Origin of the sequence: Sporosarcina thermotolerans (genome assembly GCF_030067815.1) — a bacterium.
Taxonomy (GTDB): Bacteria; Bacillota; Bacilli; order Bacillales_A; family Planococcaceae; genus Sporosarcina; species Sporosarcina thermotolerans.
Genome location: NZ_CP125968.1, coordinates 2,363,817 through 2,380,995, shown reverse-complemented (window position 1 = coordinate 2,380,995; position 17,179 = coordinate 2,363,817). Strand labels below are relative to the sequence as shown.

The following is a 17,179-nucleotide window of genomic DNA, read 5'->3' as shown; positions in this document are numbered from 1 at the left end:
CATTAGCTGGCTTCGGGATTTATTCTCTTCACACTTTTCCTTTGGATATAGAATAGACGGATGCTCAAGGAAATTGCACCTATCGATAATCCCGCAATAAGGCCAACCCAGTATCCGTAAGGACCAAGTTCTGTGAAGTTTGCTGCTACATATCCAACGGGCAAACCGATCACCCAGAAAGAGATAATTGCCATTATAAACGTCATATTGACGTCCTTATAACCTCGTAATGAACCTTGAATCGGTGCCTGGATTGCATCAGATAATTGAAAGAACGCTGCAAAGATGAAAAATTGAATGGCCAGTTTAATAATAGCAGTGTCTTTCGTATACAGTGATGCAATGGGTTCTCTAAATGTCAATAAAATTATGATTGAAATAAAGCTGAAAAGAATAGCCACACCTACACCAAGGAAACTATAATGCTTTGCATCTATCGGTTTTTTCGCACCAATCGATTGTCCGACTAATATTGTGACGCCCATTGAAATACTTAGGGGCACCATATATAAGAGTGAGGTGAAATTTAAGGCAATCTGATGAGCGGAAATTGTAGCAGTTGTGTACCCACTCATTAGAAGTGTTACGACAGAAAAGATACTTATTTCCACGAATATTGATAGTCCAATCGGTACACCAATTTTCAAGATTGCTTTCCAACGCTTAAGTGAAACTGCTTCCCAATTTGAAAACAAAGAAAATGACTGAAAAGATTTCCGTTTCCATGCGAGTAAGAATGCAATGCAGAAAACCAACCAGTATGTAATTCCTGAAGCAAAGCCAGCCCCTGCACCACCCATTTCAGGGAAACCAAAATTTCCATAAATAAACAGGAAATTAAGAAAGACGTTAATGGGAGCTGATAATAGAATGATGAACATAGAAACACGGGTTGCACCAAGTGCATCAAAAAACGATCTAAATACTGTATAGGCGAATAGAGGAAGCAGCCCGATGCTCATTCCTTTTAAGTAATCAGCCGCGACAATCCTAACTTCACCTTCGAGCGGCATATGATTAAGAGAGGGGATTACGGCGAATATCATAATTGAGAATACGATTGCTGCAAGTACTATTGATAAATACAAACCTTGCTGAACAGATGGTCTAACCTCGTCCTTCTTACCGCCTCCGATAAGGTGAGCAATTATTGGCGTAAGTCCCATAATAATACCAGATAACCCCGTATAAACAGGCACCCAGAATGAGGATCCAATTGTGACACCTGCGAGGTCTTCCGTATTGTATCTACCAGTCATGAGAATATCGAAAAAAGTCATCAAGTATAGTGCGATTTGAGTAACAAGTATAGGGATAATAATTTTAAAAAGCATATTGATCTTCTGTTTTAAAGGTGTAACATCTTCCAAAATAGTTCTCCTTCCCCAACGGAATTCAGCTAAACGAGTTCCATTCGTCTTCAAGTAAAATTTACGGCTTTATGCAAATCAAACAACATTGTATCATGATTTCTTTGCTATAATAGCGAAGTGGTAAATAAGAAAATAATTAAGCATAAAAAAAGATGGATGAGGTGAATGGCCAAATGAAGCGGCCAGTGATTGTATTAACGGGTGGCGGTACAGCAGGGCATGTCTCCGTAAACGAGGCACTAATACCTGTTTTTGATGAAAAGGGATATGAAATTCATTATATCGGTTCCCATGATGGAATCGAAAAGGAATTGATAAATGGTGGTCACCCCGAGGTAACCTATCATGCGATTCAAAGCGGGAAATTGAGGCGCTATTTTTCCATGAAGAATTTTTCTGATCCATTCCGAGTTGGTACCGGCGTTTTACAAGCGTATATTATATTACAAAAGTTGAAGCCGGAAATCATTTTCTCGAAAGGTGGATTCGTTTCTGTTCCAGTCGTATTGGCAGCAAAACTTGCGAAAATCCCGGTTGTTGCTCATGAATCCGATGTTTCTCCTGGACTTGCAAATAAGTTAGCATTACCGTTTTCTAACCATATATTTACAGTTTTCGAAGAAACTTTGAATTATTTACCAAATGGTAAAGCAACTTGTACAGGAGCAGTCATCAGACCCGAAATTTTCAGCGGAATTCGTAAAGAGGGATTGCGTATTGCCGGCTTGCCTTGCGAAAAGCCAGTATTCATCGTCATGGGTGGAAGTCAAGGGTCTGCTGTACTGAACGATGCAGTGAGAAAAGAATTGGACTCTATCCTAAAGAGATTTGAAGTTATCCATCTCTGCGGTAAAGGAAATATTGATGAGTCTTTGGAACTTGTACCTGGATATTCGCAATTTGAATATGTAACTGAGGGGCTACCTCACTTGTTGGCAGCTGCTGATTTTGCTGTTTCAAGGGCGGGATCGAATGCTATATTCGAATTATTGTCTGTCCATAAGCCAATGTTACTTATTCCCCTATCGGCGGCTAAGAGTAGGGGGGACCAACTTTTGAATGCATCGCTTTTCAAGTCACTTGGAATAGCGCAAATAGTTCAAGAGGAGGAGTTGGATAATTTATCCATGATGGATCTATTTAACCAGTTGGTGAAAGAGAAAAGTGAGCTTGTAGAAAACATGAAAAAAGTTTCAAACACAAAATCTCCTGAAATGATGGCTGATTTGATACTGTCATACAAAAAATAGCTGGATTAGGTCTTAAGTAGATAGAAAATTGTCGAAAATTGTTGCATTTATCTAATAGTGAGTGTAATCTTGTTAACGGTATTACTGTCAAATAATTAGAACGAAACCCTTTCAGTTCTACTATTTGCATGGTAATATGAATACGGATAAAGAATTAACACAACAGGCCAATTGGCAAATGTGGAGGTCATTTTACATGTCGAACAATGTAGGTACCCAACGTTCTCCTTACTCAATATTTACTGGTCCGAATCTCGGGTATGTAATGGAAATGTATGAACAGTTTAAAATGTCACCTGAATCGGTGGACCCTGAGCTTGCTGAAATGTTTAGAAGCTTTGGTGCACCTTCGGTAGATGAAGCAGAACAAACTCAATCCATGGCTGCAACAGCCGTACCTGCTGTCAATTTTGGCAAGGTATTGGCCGCTTATACCTTAATCGATGCTATCCGTGCATACGGACATCTTGCTTCAGATATTTATCCACTAAACGATAGACCGAAAGACTCGACTCGCCTAGAACTTTCCTATTATGGGCTGACTGAAAGCGATTTATTGTCGATGCCAGCTTCTTTATTCCTGAAAACTCCACCGACGAACGTGGAGAATGGAATGGATGCTGTAAATTATTTGAAATCATTGTATACCGGGAAAATTGCTTATGAATTTGCCCATGTAATTGATGAAGAAGAACGTTCGTGGATTCAAACAAGAATCGAAAATGGAGAAGTTTCCATTAACCTATCGAATGAAGACAAAAAAGCAATGCTTGAAAGATTGACTAAGATTGAAGGTTTCGAAAAGTTCATACACCGCACATTTGTCGGGGCAAAACGATTCTCTATAGAAGGACTTGATTCTCTTGTTATCCTTCTTGATGAATTAGTTCGCCGCTCTGAATCACAAAGAATGAAAAAAAAGTATTAATTGGCATGGCTCACCGTGGCCGTTTAAATGTACTGACCCATATTTTGAATAAACCATATGAAATGATGTTTGCTGAATTTGCTGGTGTTCCTTCGGATCCTTTTATTCCTGAAGATGGAACACTAAAAACAACACGCGGTTGGTTCGGAGACGTTAAATACCATATGGGTGCTCTTTACAAAGCACCATCTGGCACTGAGCGTTTCCTTGCATATAATCCATCCCATTTGGAAGTAGTAAACCCTGTAGTTAACGGACAGACTCGCGCTGCCCAAGAAACGACGAATCATGCAGGTGCGCCTGAACAAGACATGAAGGCAGCTTACTCAATTATAATTCACGGGGATGCAGCGTTCCCTGGTCAAGGTATTGTGCCTGAAACGTTCAACTATAGCCGCGTTCGAGGATACAAGACGGGTGGTTCCATTCATATTATTGCGAATAATACGATTGGATTCACTACTGAATATTATGATTCACGCTCCACTCACTACTCTTCGGATCCTGCCAAAGGTTTTGAGGTGCCAATTGTGCACGTCAACGCAGATAGCCCAGAGGACGTAATGGTGGTAGCAGCTTTTGCATTTGAATATCGTCAAAAATTTGGTAAAGATATTCTAATAGACCTAATTGGTTACCGTAGATATGGCCATAATGAAATGGATGAGCCATTGGTTACAAACCCAATGATGTATCATCAAATCCATAAACATCCAACTGCAAGGCAGCTGTACGGAACTGAACTTGTAAATTCCGGCATTATTTCAGATACGGATGTTGAAAAATTAGATGCTGATATTTTCGCGATGATGCAATCTGCATATGACAAAGTAAAAGAAAATAAATCTGACGTTAAAAAACTTTCCGATGCAACACCTGATTACGTTATGGCAGGATATCCTGAGAATCTTGAGACAGGCGTAGAACAGGAAAGACTTGAACGTATGAATGAAGAACTTCTTACGTACCCAGAAGACTTTACTGTGTTCGGCAAGTTGGATCGTATTTTAAAACGCCGCGAAGAACCTTTTAAAGGTAAAGGGAAAATTGACTGGGCACACGCGGAACAATTGGCTTTCGGATCTATCCTTCAAGATGGTAAGCCAATTCGTATTACGGGGCAGGACGTCCAACGGGGTACATTTGCTCACCGCCATCTTGTATTGCATGATGAAAAAACGGGTGAAGAGTTAGTACCACTTCATCATATCAGTGGATCGAATGCTTCCTTTGTTGCCTATAACAGTCCTTTGACAGAATTTGCTGTAGTTGGGTATGAGTTTGGTTATAACCTTGAAAAAGACCAGGCATTATCAATCTGGGAAGCACAGTATGGTGACTTTGCAAATATGGCGCAAGTCATGTTTGACCAATTCATCTCTTCCAGCCATTCAAAATGGGGACAGCAATCAGGAATGGTAATCCTGCTGCCGCATGCATATGAAGGTCAAGGTCCAGAGCACTCCAGTGCGCGCCTTGAAAGGTATTTACAACTTTGCGCTGAAAATAACTGGACGGTTGCCAACATTTCAAGTGCAGCGAACTATTTCCACGTATTACGTAGACAGGCAAAAATGCTTGGGACTGAAGTGGAACGTCCGTTAGTCATCGTATCTCCTAAATCACTGCTTCGTCATCCACTTGTTGGTGCAGATCCAAGTGATTTAGCAAATGGTCATTTCCAAACAGTTCTTGAGCAACCCGGAACAGGTCAGGAACCTAAAAAGGTAAAGAAAGTTCTATTTGCAAGCGGAAAAATGGCAATCGATCTTGCTGAAGCAGTTAAAGACGGAGAAGGATTTGAACACTTGCACATCGTTCGCGTTGAGCAATTGTATCCATTCCCATCTGAGAAAATTGCTGATATCGTTGCACGTTTCCCTAACGTGGAAGAACTTGTCTGGGTCCAGGAAGAGCCGAAAAACATGGGCTCATGGTCATTTGCTTTACCATATCTGCAAGAAATCGCCGAAGAGAAAAAAGTTTCTTATGCAGGCCGAATTCACCGCGCAAGCCCTTCAGAGGGAAGCGGAGATGCACATAAAATTGCACAACAACGTATTATTGATGAAGCTTTGAAAAAGTAATAGCTTAATAACTATAGAAATTGATAAGTGTTACAAACCGTCGTTACGGTACAATAGAGGAGGAATTTATTGTGGCTGAGATCAGAGTACCAGAACTTGCAGAATCGATTACTGAAGGAACTATTGCAAAGTGGTTAAAACAAATAGGTGAAAGTGTTGAAAAAGGCGAATTCATCGTTGAGTTGGAAACAGATAAAGTCAACGTCGAAGTAATTTCCGAAGAAGCTGGGGTAGTTCAAGAACTTCTTGCTGCAGAAGGCGACACAGTTGAAGTCGGCCAAGTTATTGCAGTAGTCGGAGAAGGTTCTGGAGCACCTTCAGCACCAGCTGCTCCTGCTGCTCCAGAAGCGAAAGTGGAAGAAGCTCCTAAAGCTGCCGCTGCACCAGTTGCTGCGCAAACTACGGAACAAACTTCAACAGATCGCACTATCGCAAGCCCAGCAGCTAGAAAATTAGCTCGTGAAAAAGGAATCGACCTTGCCGCGGTTTCACCGGTTGACCCAATGGGCCGAGTACGTGCACAAGACGTTGCTGCTCATGGTAATGCTCCTACGGCACCAGCCGCTGCACCTGCTGCAAAATCAGCAGCGCTAACACCTGTGCAAGACGGACGTGAAACACGTGAAAAAATGACACGTCGCCGCCAAACTATTGCAAAACGTTTACTTGAAGTAAGACAGTCTACAGCTATGTTGACAACTTTCAATGAAATCGATATGTCTGCAGTGATGGAACTTCGTTCACGCAAAAAAGATGAATTCTATGATAAGAATGATGTACGTCTTGGTTTCATGTCATTCTTCACAAAAGCAGTTGTTGCAGCACTTAAAAAATATCCATACGTCAACTCAGAAATCGACGGCGATGAAATCATCTTGAAGCACTATTATGATGTAGGTATTGCCGTTTCCACTGAAGGTGGTCTTGTTGTTCCAATCGTACGTGATGCGGATCGTAAAAACTTTGCCGAGATCGAATCCAACATTGGCGAATTGGCGCTAAAAGCAAGAGACAATAAATTGACGATTGCTGATATGTCAGGTGGATCATTCACAATCACAAACGGTGGTGTATTCGGATCCCTATTCTCTACACCAATCCTTAACGGAACTCAAGTTGGTATTCTTGGAATGCACACAATTCAAAAACGCCCAGTTGCAGTTGGTGACAAAGTAGAAATCCGTCCGATGATGTACATCGCATTGTCATACGACCACCGCGTCATCGATGGAAAAGATTCTGTTGGTTTCTTGAAAATGGTTAAGGAACTAATCGAAAATCCTGAAGATTTACTTCTTGGATCTTAACAAAAGCGGAGGGCGCCTGAATAGAGGTGACGGGCATAAGACGAAGATGCGGCGTGGCGTCTTTTGCCACAGAGCAGCTTTGACTTATGACCCGAACCTCTGGCGACCGAAGTCTGGACGTACTAGTAATAAGAAATACAAAGAAAGGCCGATGTTATATCGGGCCCTTTTTTTGAATTGAAGCAAGGAAGGTGATTTATATGTCATTTAAAGATTGGACAACTGCTCCAACAATCCGTAAAGTCGTCTGTAAACATGCCAATGCTGAAAAATATGTTGTCACGAATGTCCTAACTTTAGGTAAGGAATATGACGTAAAAAATGAAACAGAAGAGTTCATTTTCATCGTAGATAATTCAGGCAAAGTCGGCGGCTATTATAAAACGTATTTCGAATGAAAATTCGCTCGATGCCAAACCTAAAGGCATTGGGCATTTTTATTGGGAGGAAGAATAGCGATGAGTTCAATTATAGTTGCTAAACAGGAACAACGACAAATAAGAACATATGAAAAGAATGAGAAGTTATTGATTCAGGAAGGCGGGTATATTTCACCCATACCTAATCTATGGGAAGATATTTTAATTGGCGTCGTCTTAAAAAAACCGATTCTATTAAAAGGCCCATCCGGTTCAGGAAAAACAAAACTTGCCCAAAGTATTTCTGAGTTTTTCCAACAGCCGATGCATAGCGTGAACTGTTCAGTCGATTTGGATGCTGAATCCCTATTAGGATTTAAGACGATAATTTCGAAAGAAGGTCAGACCGTAATCGAATTTGTGGAAGGTCCTGTTGTCCAGGCGATGAAAGAGGGACATATCCTCTATATTGATGAAATCAATATGGCAAAACCTGAAACATTGCCTATTCTACATAGTGTATTAGATCATCGTCGTATGTTAACAAATCCTTTCACGGGCGAAGTGATACATGCTCATGAGGATTTTACGGTTATCGCTGCCATAAATGAAGGATATGTTGGAACATCACCAATGAACGAAGCATTGAAAAATCGTTTTGTTTCATTCACTATTCCGTACCTTGCTGGTGTTCAGCTTAGGGAAATCATTCAAAACCTATTTCCTCAAGCAGGCGTAAGTTTGGTTGAGTCGATAATGAATATTAATGAGGATTTAAAGAAACAAGTGATGAATGGTCTTTTATCAGAAGAGGCAGCTTCAGTTAGAAGTTTATTGGATGCAATGGCACTCGCTGAGCATATTCCGGTAAGACGAGCAATTCAGTATGCAATCGCGGAGAAGTTGGATGATAAGATGGAACAGAAGCTCGTTATGGAATTAGTGGATACCTGGGTGAAATGAGGCGAATAGAGTGGTGAAGTTAAATCGGTTCATCCAATTCAATGATGAAACAATCGATGCCAACCAGCTTTTGCTTTATGAACGGCTTGGAAGGGCGCTTGCGGATGCACCGTATCTTGAATTAACCGAACGAAAACTGTTTGAACTTCAGCCGAAAGAAGGAGGAATTTCATTAAGCGTATTTTGGAGACATCGGCCGGAGGAAATTACCCATATGGGGAGACTTTCTGATGTTTATTTAATGACCGCTGGGTTTTGGAAGAATTTTTCTGTAAGTGATTGGCTAAAGTTCAGACAGCAGTATGAAAGACATCATTTAAGAAAATTCGCAGAAGAACTATTACTCATGCTGGAAGAGTTTAGATTGATGGATCTTGTTGAGAAGCAACGACCAGGTACAAGTAGGGCATTTTCTGTGAGAAGGCAATTACTGCTTCAATTCCATTATGACAGGCTCGTTTCAAATTTCAAAAAGGGATTTTATGCAGACGCCTTGATGGATCAGCTATTCATTACACTTCATGATAGTATGTTCGCACAATCGACTGTGGAATGGGAATTGCCGATCGAACAGATTCATTTAATTGCTTCATACGCAACCGATGCGACATCAACGTCCCAAATGATGAATGTCGTTGACCGTATAATTTTCATGATTGAAGAAGTTATCGAGCAGGATCTTATCCATCAGTATTATGCAATTGGCGATTCGATTTCGGAAGAGACTGCGGCGTTTCATTTTCATGATGGTATGAAGGAAGCAGAAAAAGGGAGCCGGAAGTCAAAGAAACAATTGACGAGGTGTTCCGCACATGGCATCGGGAAAATGAAAGTGAGTCTGGCGTCCATCTTGAATATGAACTTGAACATGGCAGAGCGGGTAGGGGAGACGGCAGCAACGTGGCAGAAGGAAATGAAAATGCCGAAATCCAAGAAACCGGGACTGGTGAATCAGAGGGCAACGAAAGCGGGCAATGGTCCGATGAAGAGCATGAACAAACTGACAAGAAAATTGCGCAGAAAAAAGCCGGGAAAGAATTCGGGAAAGAGCATGCGCATGTAGTTTTCGAGGAAAAAGTGGTCGAAGCGGTAAGTAATGAAGCGAATAAGATTAAATTGTTAAAATGGCGTGAAGAACATAAGCCCTATATCCGTTCATTTGTTGAAGAGATGAAGAAACGGATTGAAATGAAAGAGGATGCACGAAGAACTGGGTTGCCCAAAGGCCGATTATCGCCAAAGCTAACGACGATACTTGTTGATGAACGCCCAAGACCATTTTATCGAAAAAACATTCCTTCCGATAAGTTAGATGCAGTTTTCGGTCTGTTAGTTGATGGATCTGCTTCCATGATGGACAAACTGGATGAAACGAAGAAGGCGGTCTTGATGTTTCATGACGTGTTACGTCAGCTTGCCGTACCGCATGAAATCTCATCGTATTATGAGGATGCCAACCATGCGACAAAGGAGCTCCAACCAAATGTATTTGGTCTGATGCATACGTTCATGGAACAACGTCAGGATAATGGGTTGTCAATCCTTTCATTTGAGACGAACGAAGATAACCGAGATGGTTTTGCGATTAGGTGGATGACGCGAAGACTTTTGGCGAGACCTGAAAAAAATAAGTTTTTACTTGTTTTCTCGGATGGTGAACCCTCCGCATTCGGCTATGATCGAAATGGTATTTTGGATACGAGGGAAGCTGTGATGGAAGCGGAGAAGCAAGGAATTTCCGTCATTCATTTATTCTTGGCGTCTGAAGAACCAACCGATGACCAACGTGCGTTGTTTTCAATGATGTTCGGAATAAATCAGCGGCTTCTCATTCGGTTGAAAACTTTACGGATCAGACGTTGAGGATTTTAAGAAAGTTGCTGGCTATTGCGATTGGGTGAGTGAAGGTCCATTCTTCCGCGGTTAGGGTCCGTTCTTTCTAACAAGGGCCCATTCTTTTGCTGGCAAGGTCCGTTCTTTCACTGCGCGGGTCCATTCTTTCTTACAAGGGCTCATTCTTTTGATGCCAAAGTCCATTCTTTTACGAATACTGGATAGTAGCGAAGAGTTCTCGTTTACCTTGGAAAAGTTCGCATTAATGGATGAAGAGTTCTCGATTACTATCGAGGAGTGCTCATTAATGTATAATGAGTTCTCATTTACTGCGTAAAAGTTCTCATTAATCGTGAAGAATTATCGTTTACTACGCTAAAATAATTATTTTACAAAAGGGGGTGCATGGATATTAAGTACAAACTAATTTCCTTACTCATTGCAGCGAGTTTAATTTTGTCGGCATGTTCGGCAGATGTCAAAGCAGACCAGAAGACAAATTCTGAACTTAAAAAGGACAATGCATTGTCCAAATACTCTTCCGAGGAAATCGAATACGCAAGGGTTTGGTTGCAACTTGGACCAAATCAAGAAATTGATGAACTAAATGTTTGGCATATTTCTGCTGGTGAACCACTCAATCCCGATGATGAAACGAGCGCAGTCTATCCGGAGAACGTTATTCAATTGGCCGGTTCACGACTGATCGATGGATCGGTTACATATAGTAGTAATGGGAATGGCACCATTAATATATATAACGTTCCGTTACGTTGGGATGGAAAATACCCTGCCGGTAAGAGCTTTTATGAGGATTTTATTAAAAATAAAAAGGTCGTATCCATCAATCTGGGTGACGATGAAAAAGTTATAAGGCTTATCAAATTACTTCATATTCACTAAGTTAAATAAAAACAGGTGAGGGGAGCTAAATAGCTTCCTTCACCTGTTTTAGGATCTTAATACGGCCGCTGTGGGGATTGTGTTTTTTCGTGCACAGCAAGAAGACGTTGTTTCAATTCTTCCTCCATACGAGCAATCTCCACTTCAGCAGCTTTTCGTTTAGCACGACCATCCGCTTGAATAACAAGCGTTTCTTCAATCGTTTGTATCAAATTCTCTTGTGTCTTTTTCAACGTATCGATTTCAATAATGCCACGTTCGTTTTCTTTTGCAGTTTCAATTGAATTGACCTTCAACATCTCTGAATTCTTCAAGAGCAGATCATTCGTTGTTTTTGTCACTAATTTTTGCGACTCCACTGCTTTTCTCTGGCGATTCAATGTCAGAGCAATGGCAATTTGGTTTTTCCATAATGGAATGGAAGTCATGATGGATGATTGAATCTTCTCCGCAAGAGTCTGGTTTGTTTGTTGAATCATCCTAATTTGTGGAGCACTTTGGATTGTAATCTGTCTTGATAGTTGCAAATCATACAACCGTTTTTCCAACCGGTCGAGGAACTGACCCATGTCATTCACTTCCTGGAATGCCATCTGATCATTTGACAGTTCAGCTTCTCTCTTCATTTCCGGTATAATGACATTGGCAATCTCATCCCGCTTCAACTCAGCTGCTGCAATATAGACATTCAAAGCTTGGAAGTATGTCTTGTTTTGTTCGTATAAGCTGTCGAGCATTTGGACATCTTCAAGCAAGCCTCGTTTTGAATGCTCAAGCTGAACACCAATACGATCTATTTGTGTGCTTAGTTTTTGATACTTTGTCATCATCTCTTGAATGGAGCGGGTAGCTTTTTTAAATAGACGGGCTAAGCCAGATTTCTTCTTCTCGGATAAATCTTCAGGATCAATTTCCGAAAGCTTGCTCATTAAGTCACTCAGTACATCTCCAACAGGCCCGATATCTTTGCTTTGCACATGGTCTAACATTTTATGAGAAAAACGGGATAATTCATTTTGGGCATTTGCACCATATGTTATGATTGCTTCGTAATTCCCAACAGGGATCTGCTCCGCAAGTTGCTTTGCTTTTTCCTGTTCTTCGGGAGTCAAGCGGTCCATAAGCTTAACGGCTACCTGCCCATTACTTTGTTCCGTTTGCATTTCTTTAGGTAATAAAGGTTCATTTACATTAAATGGATTGTCCAATAGGTCATCCATGGTCTTTACCTCATTATTTGTCATATTATTCCCTGTCATTACGCATTTCTCCTTTCATCTCAAGCAACGGCTTATTCTTTTTCATTGTAACATCCACATAGTCCAATTCGAGTTGAAGTTGTTCAATATCTGTAGCAAGTGCACCTCTTAAATCCTGCTCCAACTGTCTATTCACATCATTTAGTGTTTCCCTTGTATGTTGAAGAGCAACTCTGATTTCCTGATCTTTTAAAGGTTGGTTCACAAGGATTGCATATTTGGAAGTCAGTTCGACTGCAGAATCAAGATGGGAGTAGAAAAATTTTTCTACATGGTAGAACTTTTTAGGGTTTTTGCGTACTATGGTTAGAATCCTTTTCGCTAAATTATTTATCTCGTAAACCTGTTTGAACGCTTGGACAGAACGGACTTGACCATAGAGCCCATTCAGTTTATTAATTTTAGTCTTTGCTTCATTCATTTGAGATTTGATGTGTTTAAATTCTGATCTTGACATTCCAAGTTCTTTAACATTTGAGGAAAGTTGTATTTGTTTAATCGTGAAATTACCGCCCAGGTAAATTGCAATCATTAGGCCTGTCGCAGCGAGTGGATTCATGCCTGCTGCCAAGGTCATTGTTAACCAAGAGCCGAAACTGATAGGTGCTGTTATTAAGTGTCTTTGGAAAAACTGTTTGACTTCTTTCAATATCTCCAGGCCTCCTTGCTTTTCTCTTCATATTACTTTATACGTTTAACGTGGCTTTAAGTTTCATGTCTCTAGTGCAATTATACCTGATTTGTAGTTGAATTACAGTGTTATTAACGCCGAATCCAATTACTTGGATAGTTCCAATAGATTTGATAAAATAAATCCACTCACATTCGAATAATGGGGGGAAGAAAAATGGATTATGAAATTATTTATATGAAAGCGGATTATGAGCCATGGTGGATGTTCGAAGACTGGGAAACCACGATCCAGTCCAGAAGAAAATTTGATACGGCAACGGATGCCGAATTATACCTTGATGAATTAAAAAAAGAATTTGAAGCAAAATATAAGTATAAAGAAGAGCGAGATAGCTGTTTTTTTGCTTATTGGTCTGAAACGGAACGTTGTTTCTGTGATGGTTGCGACGAGGATCTACAAATTTTTCACGGACTTCTCTCCTTGGTTGATGGTAAACCATCCACAATGATAGATAAATAATTCGAATATTTGATATTGTTATATTGACAAATATTATGGGTATGTTATAGTATCAGTAACTAAAAGCAATACCGAAGAAAAACGTATTCACGTATTACAAAAGGTGATCGGCGTTGTCGGTACTTTTTGTAATATGTGAATTTTTTTCATGTATTAGTAAGTAAATTATTTGGAGGTAGTCACACATGAAACAAGGTACTGTAAAGTGGTTCAACTCTGAAAAAGGCTTCGGATTCATCGAAGTTGAAGGGGAAGACGATGTATTCGTACACTTCTCTGCTATTCAGGGAGACGGATTTAAAACTTTGGATGAAGGTCAACAAGTTGAATTCGAAGTTGTAGAAGGCAATCGTGGTCTTCAAGCTGCTAACGTAGTGAAACTATAATTCGTCAGATAAAAGAGGCCCTTCACCGGAGCCTCTTTTTATTTATTTCCGTGGAAAATGTCCCATGCAACGGAAATTAAGGTTTAGTTACCGACTCTAATGTGGAAGTAACAATGAATTTCTCATTATTTTCGACTTCCATAATCGCTTCTCGTTTAACCTCACCGTATCCTTCAACAAAATATTTTCTATTTACTGCATTATTTTCTTTTGATTCAATTACGAATGCATTATCGAATTTTTGGTAAGGGGTTTCAACTGTAACACCGGTTTCAGTAATCTTCCACTTGCCGAAAGTAGTGCCGACTTCAAATGGTTTTTTCAAATAAATACCTTCCGGTTCCATTGCCTCAATTTCCGAGAGGGAAGGGAAGTCCTCATTCATATCTACTGGAGTATGATTAATTATTGTAATCTGATTCTCCTCGATCTTATAAATATGCCTAATGGTGACTCCGCCATTATTTTCATGAACCCCTACGATATTTTCATATGGCATGGCAAACGTAAGATCTAATTCTGCAAATTCATTTCCTTCACCAAGGAAATGCGCTTTGAACCATCTGGCATAAAGTAATCCTTCAGCGACTTATCGACAGTCTCTTTCACTTGATTATTGCCATTTTCCGTAACTTGGTCCGGATCGTTTGACTCCCCGCTATTGCCTGAATTATTTAATGTAGTTGTTTTGCTTGAGCATCCCATGATTAATAGGGTTGAAAATACCAGCAAAATGAGCAGACGATACATCCTCATGAAAAACACTCTCCTTTTCAAATAATATACCCGAAATAAAATTGATTATCCTATTTGAAAGTAAAGTAAAATCAGCTACAGGCGGCATTCAAAGCCGTTACGAAGAACGGCTTTTGCGAGTAAAAGCGAAGCGTTAGGAGCACATCTTGTCCTCTCAGGTCGCTTCGGTCTTGAAAGAAAAGGTAAAAACCACCTATTTTCAAGACCTCCACCGCCTGTCGAGGCTAAACGCCGCCTTCCGCTTTATATTAAAAAACCGCTTTTCCCAAATGAGAAAAGCGGTACGGTTAGAGATTAGTTGGATACAGCTTGTTGTTCCTTCCACTCCAAGTATTCATCATATTGCATCATTTTATCAAAAATTGTACCGTCTTCACGGATTTCAATAATTCTGTTCGCAACAGTTTGGATAAATTGCTGGTCATGTGAAGTAAATAACATAGCACCTTTAAATGCCATCAAGCCATTATTCAGCGCTTGGATAGACTCCAAATCCAAGTGGTTCATTGGCTCATCCAATAGAAGGACGTTTGCATTTGTTAACATCATCTTGGAAAGCATGCAACGGACTTTTTCTCCACCAGATAGGACAGATGGTTTCTTTTTAACTTCTTCACCAGAGAAGAGCATACGACCAAGGAAACCACGTAAGAATGTTTCAGTCTGATCTTCAGGAGAATACTGGCGAAGCCACTCAACTAAAGATGCCTCGTTTCCTTCGAAAAATTCACTGTTATCGAGAGGGAAGTATGCATTTGTTGTTGTTACACCCCATTTGTATGAACCTTCATCTGCTTCTGATTCACCAGCAAGGATTTCCAATAATGCTGTTTTCGCTAATGGATTACCTAAAAGTATAATTTTATCTTCTTTATTCATCGTAAAGGTTGCGTCTTTTATCATCACTTTACCGTCTTGCGATTTTGAAAGACCTTGAACAGTAAGGACATCGTTCCCGATTTCACGTCCGATTTGGAAGTTGACGAATGGATAACGACGGGAAGATGGGCGAATATCATCCAATTCGATTTTTTCGAGAGCTTTTTTCCTTGAAGTGGCTTGTTTCGATTTTGATGCATTCGCACTGAAACGTGCAACGAATGCTTGTAATTCTTTGATCTTCTCTTCTTTTTTCTTGTTTTGATCTTGAGCCATTTTCAATGCCAATTGGCTGGACTCATACCAGAAATCATAGTTTCCTGGGTAAAGTTGAATTTTAGAGAAATCAAGATCCGCGATTTGTGTACAAACTTTATTCAAGAAGTGGCGGTCATGGGATACAACGATAACAGTGTTATCGAAGTTGATTAGAAACTCTTCAAGCCATTGGATCGCTTTTAAGTCCAAATGGTTCGTAGGCTCGTCAAGAAGCAAAACGTCAGGTTTTCCGAATAGCGCTTGTGCTAGAAGGACCTTAACTTTATCTGAACCTGTGAGCTCCGCCATTTTCACATTGTGAAGGGATTCGCCTATTCCAAGTCCTTGTAGCAAGATGGCTGCTTCTGATTCAGCTTCCCATCCATTCAACTCACCGAATTCGCCTTCAAGTTCAGCTGCACGCATGCCGTCCTCATCAGAGAAATCCTCTTTCATATAGATTGCATTTTTTTCGGTCATGATATCATATAGACGTTTATGCCCCATGATGACCGTATTAAGTACTTCGCTTTCTTCATACTCGAAGTGGTTTTGCTTTAGGACGGCAAGACGCTCATCCTTGTTCATGATGACATTACCTGTTTGCGGTTCTATTTCACCTGACAAAATTTTAAGGAATGTCGATTTTCCGGCACCGTTTGCACCGATTAAACCATAGCAATGACCCGGGTTAAACTGTATATTTACATCTTCAAACAGTTTACGGTCACCGAATTGAAGACTTACATTACTGACTGCTATCATAAAAATCCTCCTAAATTCACAATGCTCCTATTATAGCATGAATCCACACAATAATGGTATTGTGTTCAGTCCGTTATCCGCACTTTTTGATCAATGATCATTGATCAAAAAGTTGTCTGATATATAAAAACTGGACTCCAATGTAATCCGGTTTTGAATTGGTTCATTTCCAGTTTTCAGTTATGAATTCATCTCGTCCGGATTTTGCACGATCTTCTTCATAATGAGTCTTTTCTTTTAAATAATAATCCTGATGGTATTCCTCCGCACGGTAAAACGTTTCCGCAGGCCTGATAACTGTTACAATTGGCTTTGAGAATCTTCCACTTTGTTCAAGTTTGACTTTCGAAAGTTCTGCAGCCTTTTTTTGTACTTCGGTATAGTAGAAAATAGCAGTGGAATACGAATGTCCACGGTCTTGGAATTGACCATCTGCATCAGTCGGATCAATTTGTGGCCAATATAAGTCAAGCAATTCGTTATAGTTGAAAAGGGAAGGGTCATATGTAATTTCTACAACTTCCAAATGTCCTGAATCTCCACGCTTTACATCTTCGTATGTAGGATTCTCTACATGGCCACCCATATATCCCGATACAACATCATGGATGCCTTCCCAATCCTTAAACGGCTTTACCATGCACCAGAAACAACCTCCAGCAAAAGTGGCCTTCTCTAATTTTTTCTCTGTCATCATGCACAACCCCTTTCGAGGAAATT

Annotated in this window: 17 protein-coding genes and 1 pseudogene; 11 read left to right on the top strand and 7 right to left on the bottom strand. The window is 40.3% G+C overall.

Annotated elements, in window-relative coordinates; genetic code table 11:
- Nucleotides 1–2 precede the first annotated feature (2 nt).
- Entirely contained in the window at nucleotides 3–1,370 is a 1,368-nt protein-coding gene (locus QNH10_RS13495; protein ID WP_283731941.1) for an MATE family efflux transporter, read from the bottom strand.
- A gap of 176 nt (nucleotides 1,371–1,546) precedes the next feature.
- On the opposite strand from QNH10_RS13495, the gene murG reads away from it, so the two are divergent.
- From murG to QNH10_RS13450, 9 genes and pseudogenes are all read left to right on the top strand, one after another.
- Nucleotides 1,547–2,623: an undecaprenyldiphospho-muramoylpentapeptide beta-N-acetylglucosaminyltransferase gene (gene murG / locus QNH10_RS13490; protein ID WP_283731940.1), complete on the top strand. Its 1,077-nt coding sequence runs from the start codon at nucleotides 1,547–1,549 to the stop codon at nucleotides 2,621–2,623.
- A gap of 196 nt (nucleotides 2,624–2,819) precedes the next feature.
- Nucleotides 2,820–5,638, top strand: a pseudogene (locus QNH10_RS13485) (2-oxoglutarate dehydrogenase E1 component).
- 71 nt (nucleotides 5,639–5,709) lie between these two features.
- Nucleotides 5,710–6,945 (top strand): 2-oxoglutarate dehydrogenase complex dihydrolipoyllysine-residue succinyltransferase, encoded by a 1,236-nt coding sequence (odhB, locus tag QNH10_RS13480; protein ID WP_283731939.1) that lies wholly within the window; start codon nucleotides 5,710–5,712, stop codon nucleotides 6,943–6,945.
- A gap of 200 nt (nucleotides 6,946–7,145) precedes the next feature.
- On the top strand, nucleotides 7,146–7,343 hold the full coding sequence (locus QNH10_RS13475) for a DUF6501 family protein (RefSeq protein WP_283731938.1): 198 nt from the start codon (nucleotides 7,146–7,148) through the stop codon (nucleotides 7,341–7,343).
- A gap of 60 nt (nucleotides 7,344–7,403) precedes the next feature.
- On the top strand, nucleotides 7,404–8,267 hold the full coding sequence (locus QNH10_RS13470; protein ID WP_283731937.1) for an AAA family ATPase: 864 nt from the start codon (nucleotides 7,404–7,406) through the stop codon (nucleotides 8,265–8,267).
- A gap of 10 nt (nucleotides 8,268–8,277) precedes the next feature.
- The gene (locus QNH10_RS13465) at nucleotides 8,278–9,330 is read left to right on the top strand and encodes a hypothetical protein (RefSeq protein WP_283731936.1); all 1,053 of its coding nucleotides are present in this window, start codon (nucleotides 8,278–8,280) and stop codon (nucleotides 9,328–9,330) included.
- Nucleotides 9,331–9,437: 107 nt separating this feature from the next.
- Nucleotides 9,438–10,130: a vWA domain-containing protein gene (locus tag QNH10_RS20710; RefSeq protein WP_347178060.1), complete on the top strand. Its 693-nt coding sequence runs from the start codon at nucleotides 9,438–9,440 to the stop codon at nucleotides 10,128–10,130.
- A gap of 160 nt (nucleotides 10,131–10,290) precedes the next feature.
- The gene (locus QNH10_RS13455; RefSeq protein ID WP_283731935.1) at nucleotides 10,291–10,437 is read left to right on the top strand and encodes a hypothetical protein; all 147 of its coding nucleotides are present in this window, start codon (nucleotides 10,291–10,293) and stop codon (nucleotides 10,435–10,437) included.
- A 68-nt stretch (nucleotides 10,438–10,505) separates the two neighbouring features.
- Nucleotides 10,506–11,003, top strand: a complete 498-nt coding sequence (locus tag QNH10_RS13450; protein ID WP_381426667.1) for a hypothetical protein — start codon at nucleotides 10,506–10,508, stop codon at nucleotides 11,001–11,003.
- A gap of 56 nt (nucleotides 11,004–11,059) precedes the next feature.
- Here QNH10_RS13450 and QNH10_RS13445 read toward each other — a convergent pair whose 3' ends face one another.
- Both QNH10_RS13445 and QNH10_RS13440 read right to left on the bottom strand, forming a co-directional pair.
- Nucleotides 11,060–12,262, bottom strand: a complete 1,203-nt coding sequence (locus tag QNH10_RS13445; protein WP_283731934.1) for a toxic anion resistance protein — start codon at nucleotides 12,260–12,262, stop codon at nucleotides 11,060–11,062.
- A complete protein-coding gene (locus QNH10_RS13440; RefSeq protein WP_283731933.1) occupies nucleotides 12,249–12,911 on the bottom strand; it encodes a 5-bromo-4-chloroindolyl phosphate hydrolysis family protein in 663 nt (220 codons plus the stop codon). The genes QNH10_RS13445 and QNH10_RS13440 overlap by 14 nt, the downstream gene beginning before the upstream one ends.
- 198 nt (nucleotides 12,912–13,109) lie before the next feature.
- On the opposite strand from QNH10_RS13440, the gene QNH10_RS13435 reads away from it, so the two are divergent.
- Both QNH10_RS13435 and QNH10_RS13430 read left to right on the top strand, forming a co-directional pair.
- Entirely contained in the window at nucleotides 13,110–13,415 is a 306-nt protein-coding gene (locus tag QNH10_RS13435; protein WP_283731932.1) for a DUF1033 family protein, read from the top strand.
- A 185-nt stretch (nucleotides 13,416–13,600) separates the two neighbouring features.
- The gene (locus QNH10_RS13430) at nucleotides 13,601–13,801 is read left to right on the top strand and encodes a cold-shock protein (protein WP_060210432.1); all 201 of its coding nucleotides are present in this window, start codon (nucleotides 13,601–13,603) and stop codon (nucleotides 13,799–13,801) included.
- A gap of 76 nt (nucleotides 13,802–13,877) precedes the next feature.
- Here the strand turns inward: QNH10_RS13430 and QNH10_RS13425 are convergent, their stop codons facing one another.
- The 4 genes from QNH10_RS13425 to msrA form a co-directional block, all read right to left on the bottom strand.
- Nucleotides 13,878–14,300 (bottom strand): hypothetical protein, encoded by a 423-nt coding sequence (locus QNH10_RS13425; RefSeq protein WP_283731931.1) that lies wholly within the window; start codon nucleotides 14,298–14,300, stop codon nucleotides 13,878–13,880.
- 14 nt (nucleotides 14,301–14,314) lie between these two features.
- The gene (locus QNH10_RS13420; RefSeq protein WP_283731930.1) at nucleotides 14,315–14,557 is read right to left on the bottom strand and encodes a hypothetical protein; all 243 of its coding nucleotides are present in this window, start codon (nucleotides 14,555–14,557) and stop codon (nucleotides 14,315–14,317) included.
- A gap of 294 nt (nucleotides 14,558–14,851) precedes the next feature.
- Nucleotides 14,852–16,459 (bottom strand): ABC-F family ATP-binding cassette domain-containing protein, encoded by a 1,608-nt coding sequence (locus QNH10_RS13415; protein ID WP_283731929.1) that lies wholly within the window; start codon nucleotides 16,457–16,459, stop codon nucleotides 14,852–14,854.
- A gap of 163 nt (nucleotides 16,460–16,622) precedes the next feature.
- Nucleotides 16,623–17,153, bottom strand: a complete 531-nt coding sequence (gene msrA / locus QNH10_RS13410) for a peptide-methionine (S)-S-oxide reductase MsrA (protein ID WP_283734642.1) — start codon at nucleotides 17,151–17,153, stop codon at nucleotides 16,623–16,625.
- Nucleotides 17,154–17,179: the final 26 nt, after the last annotated feature.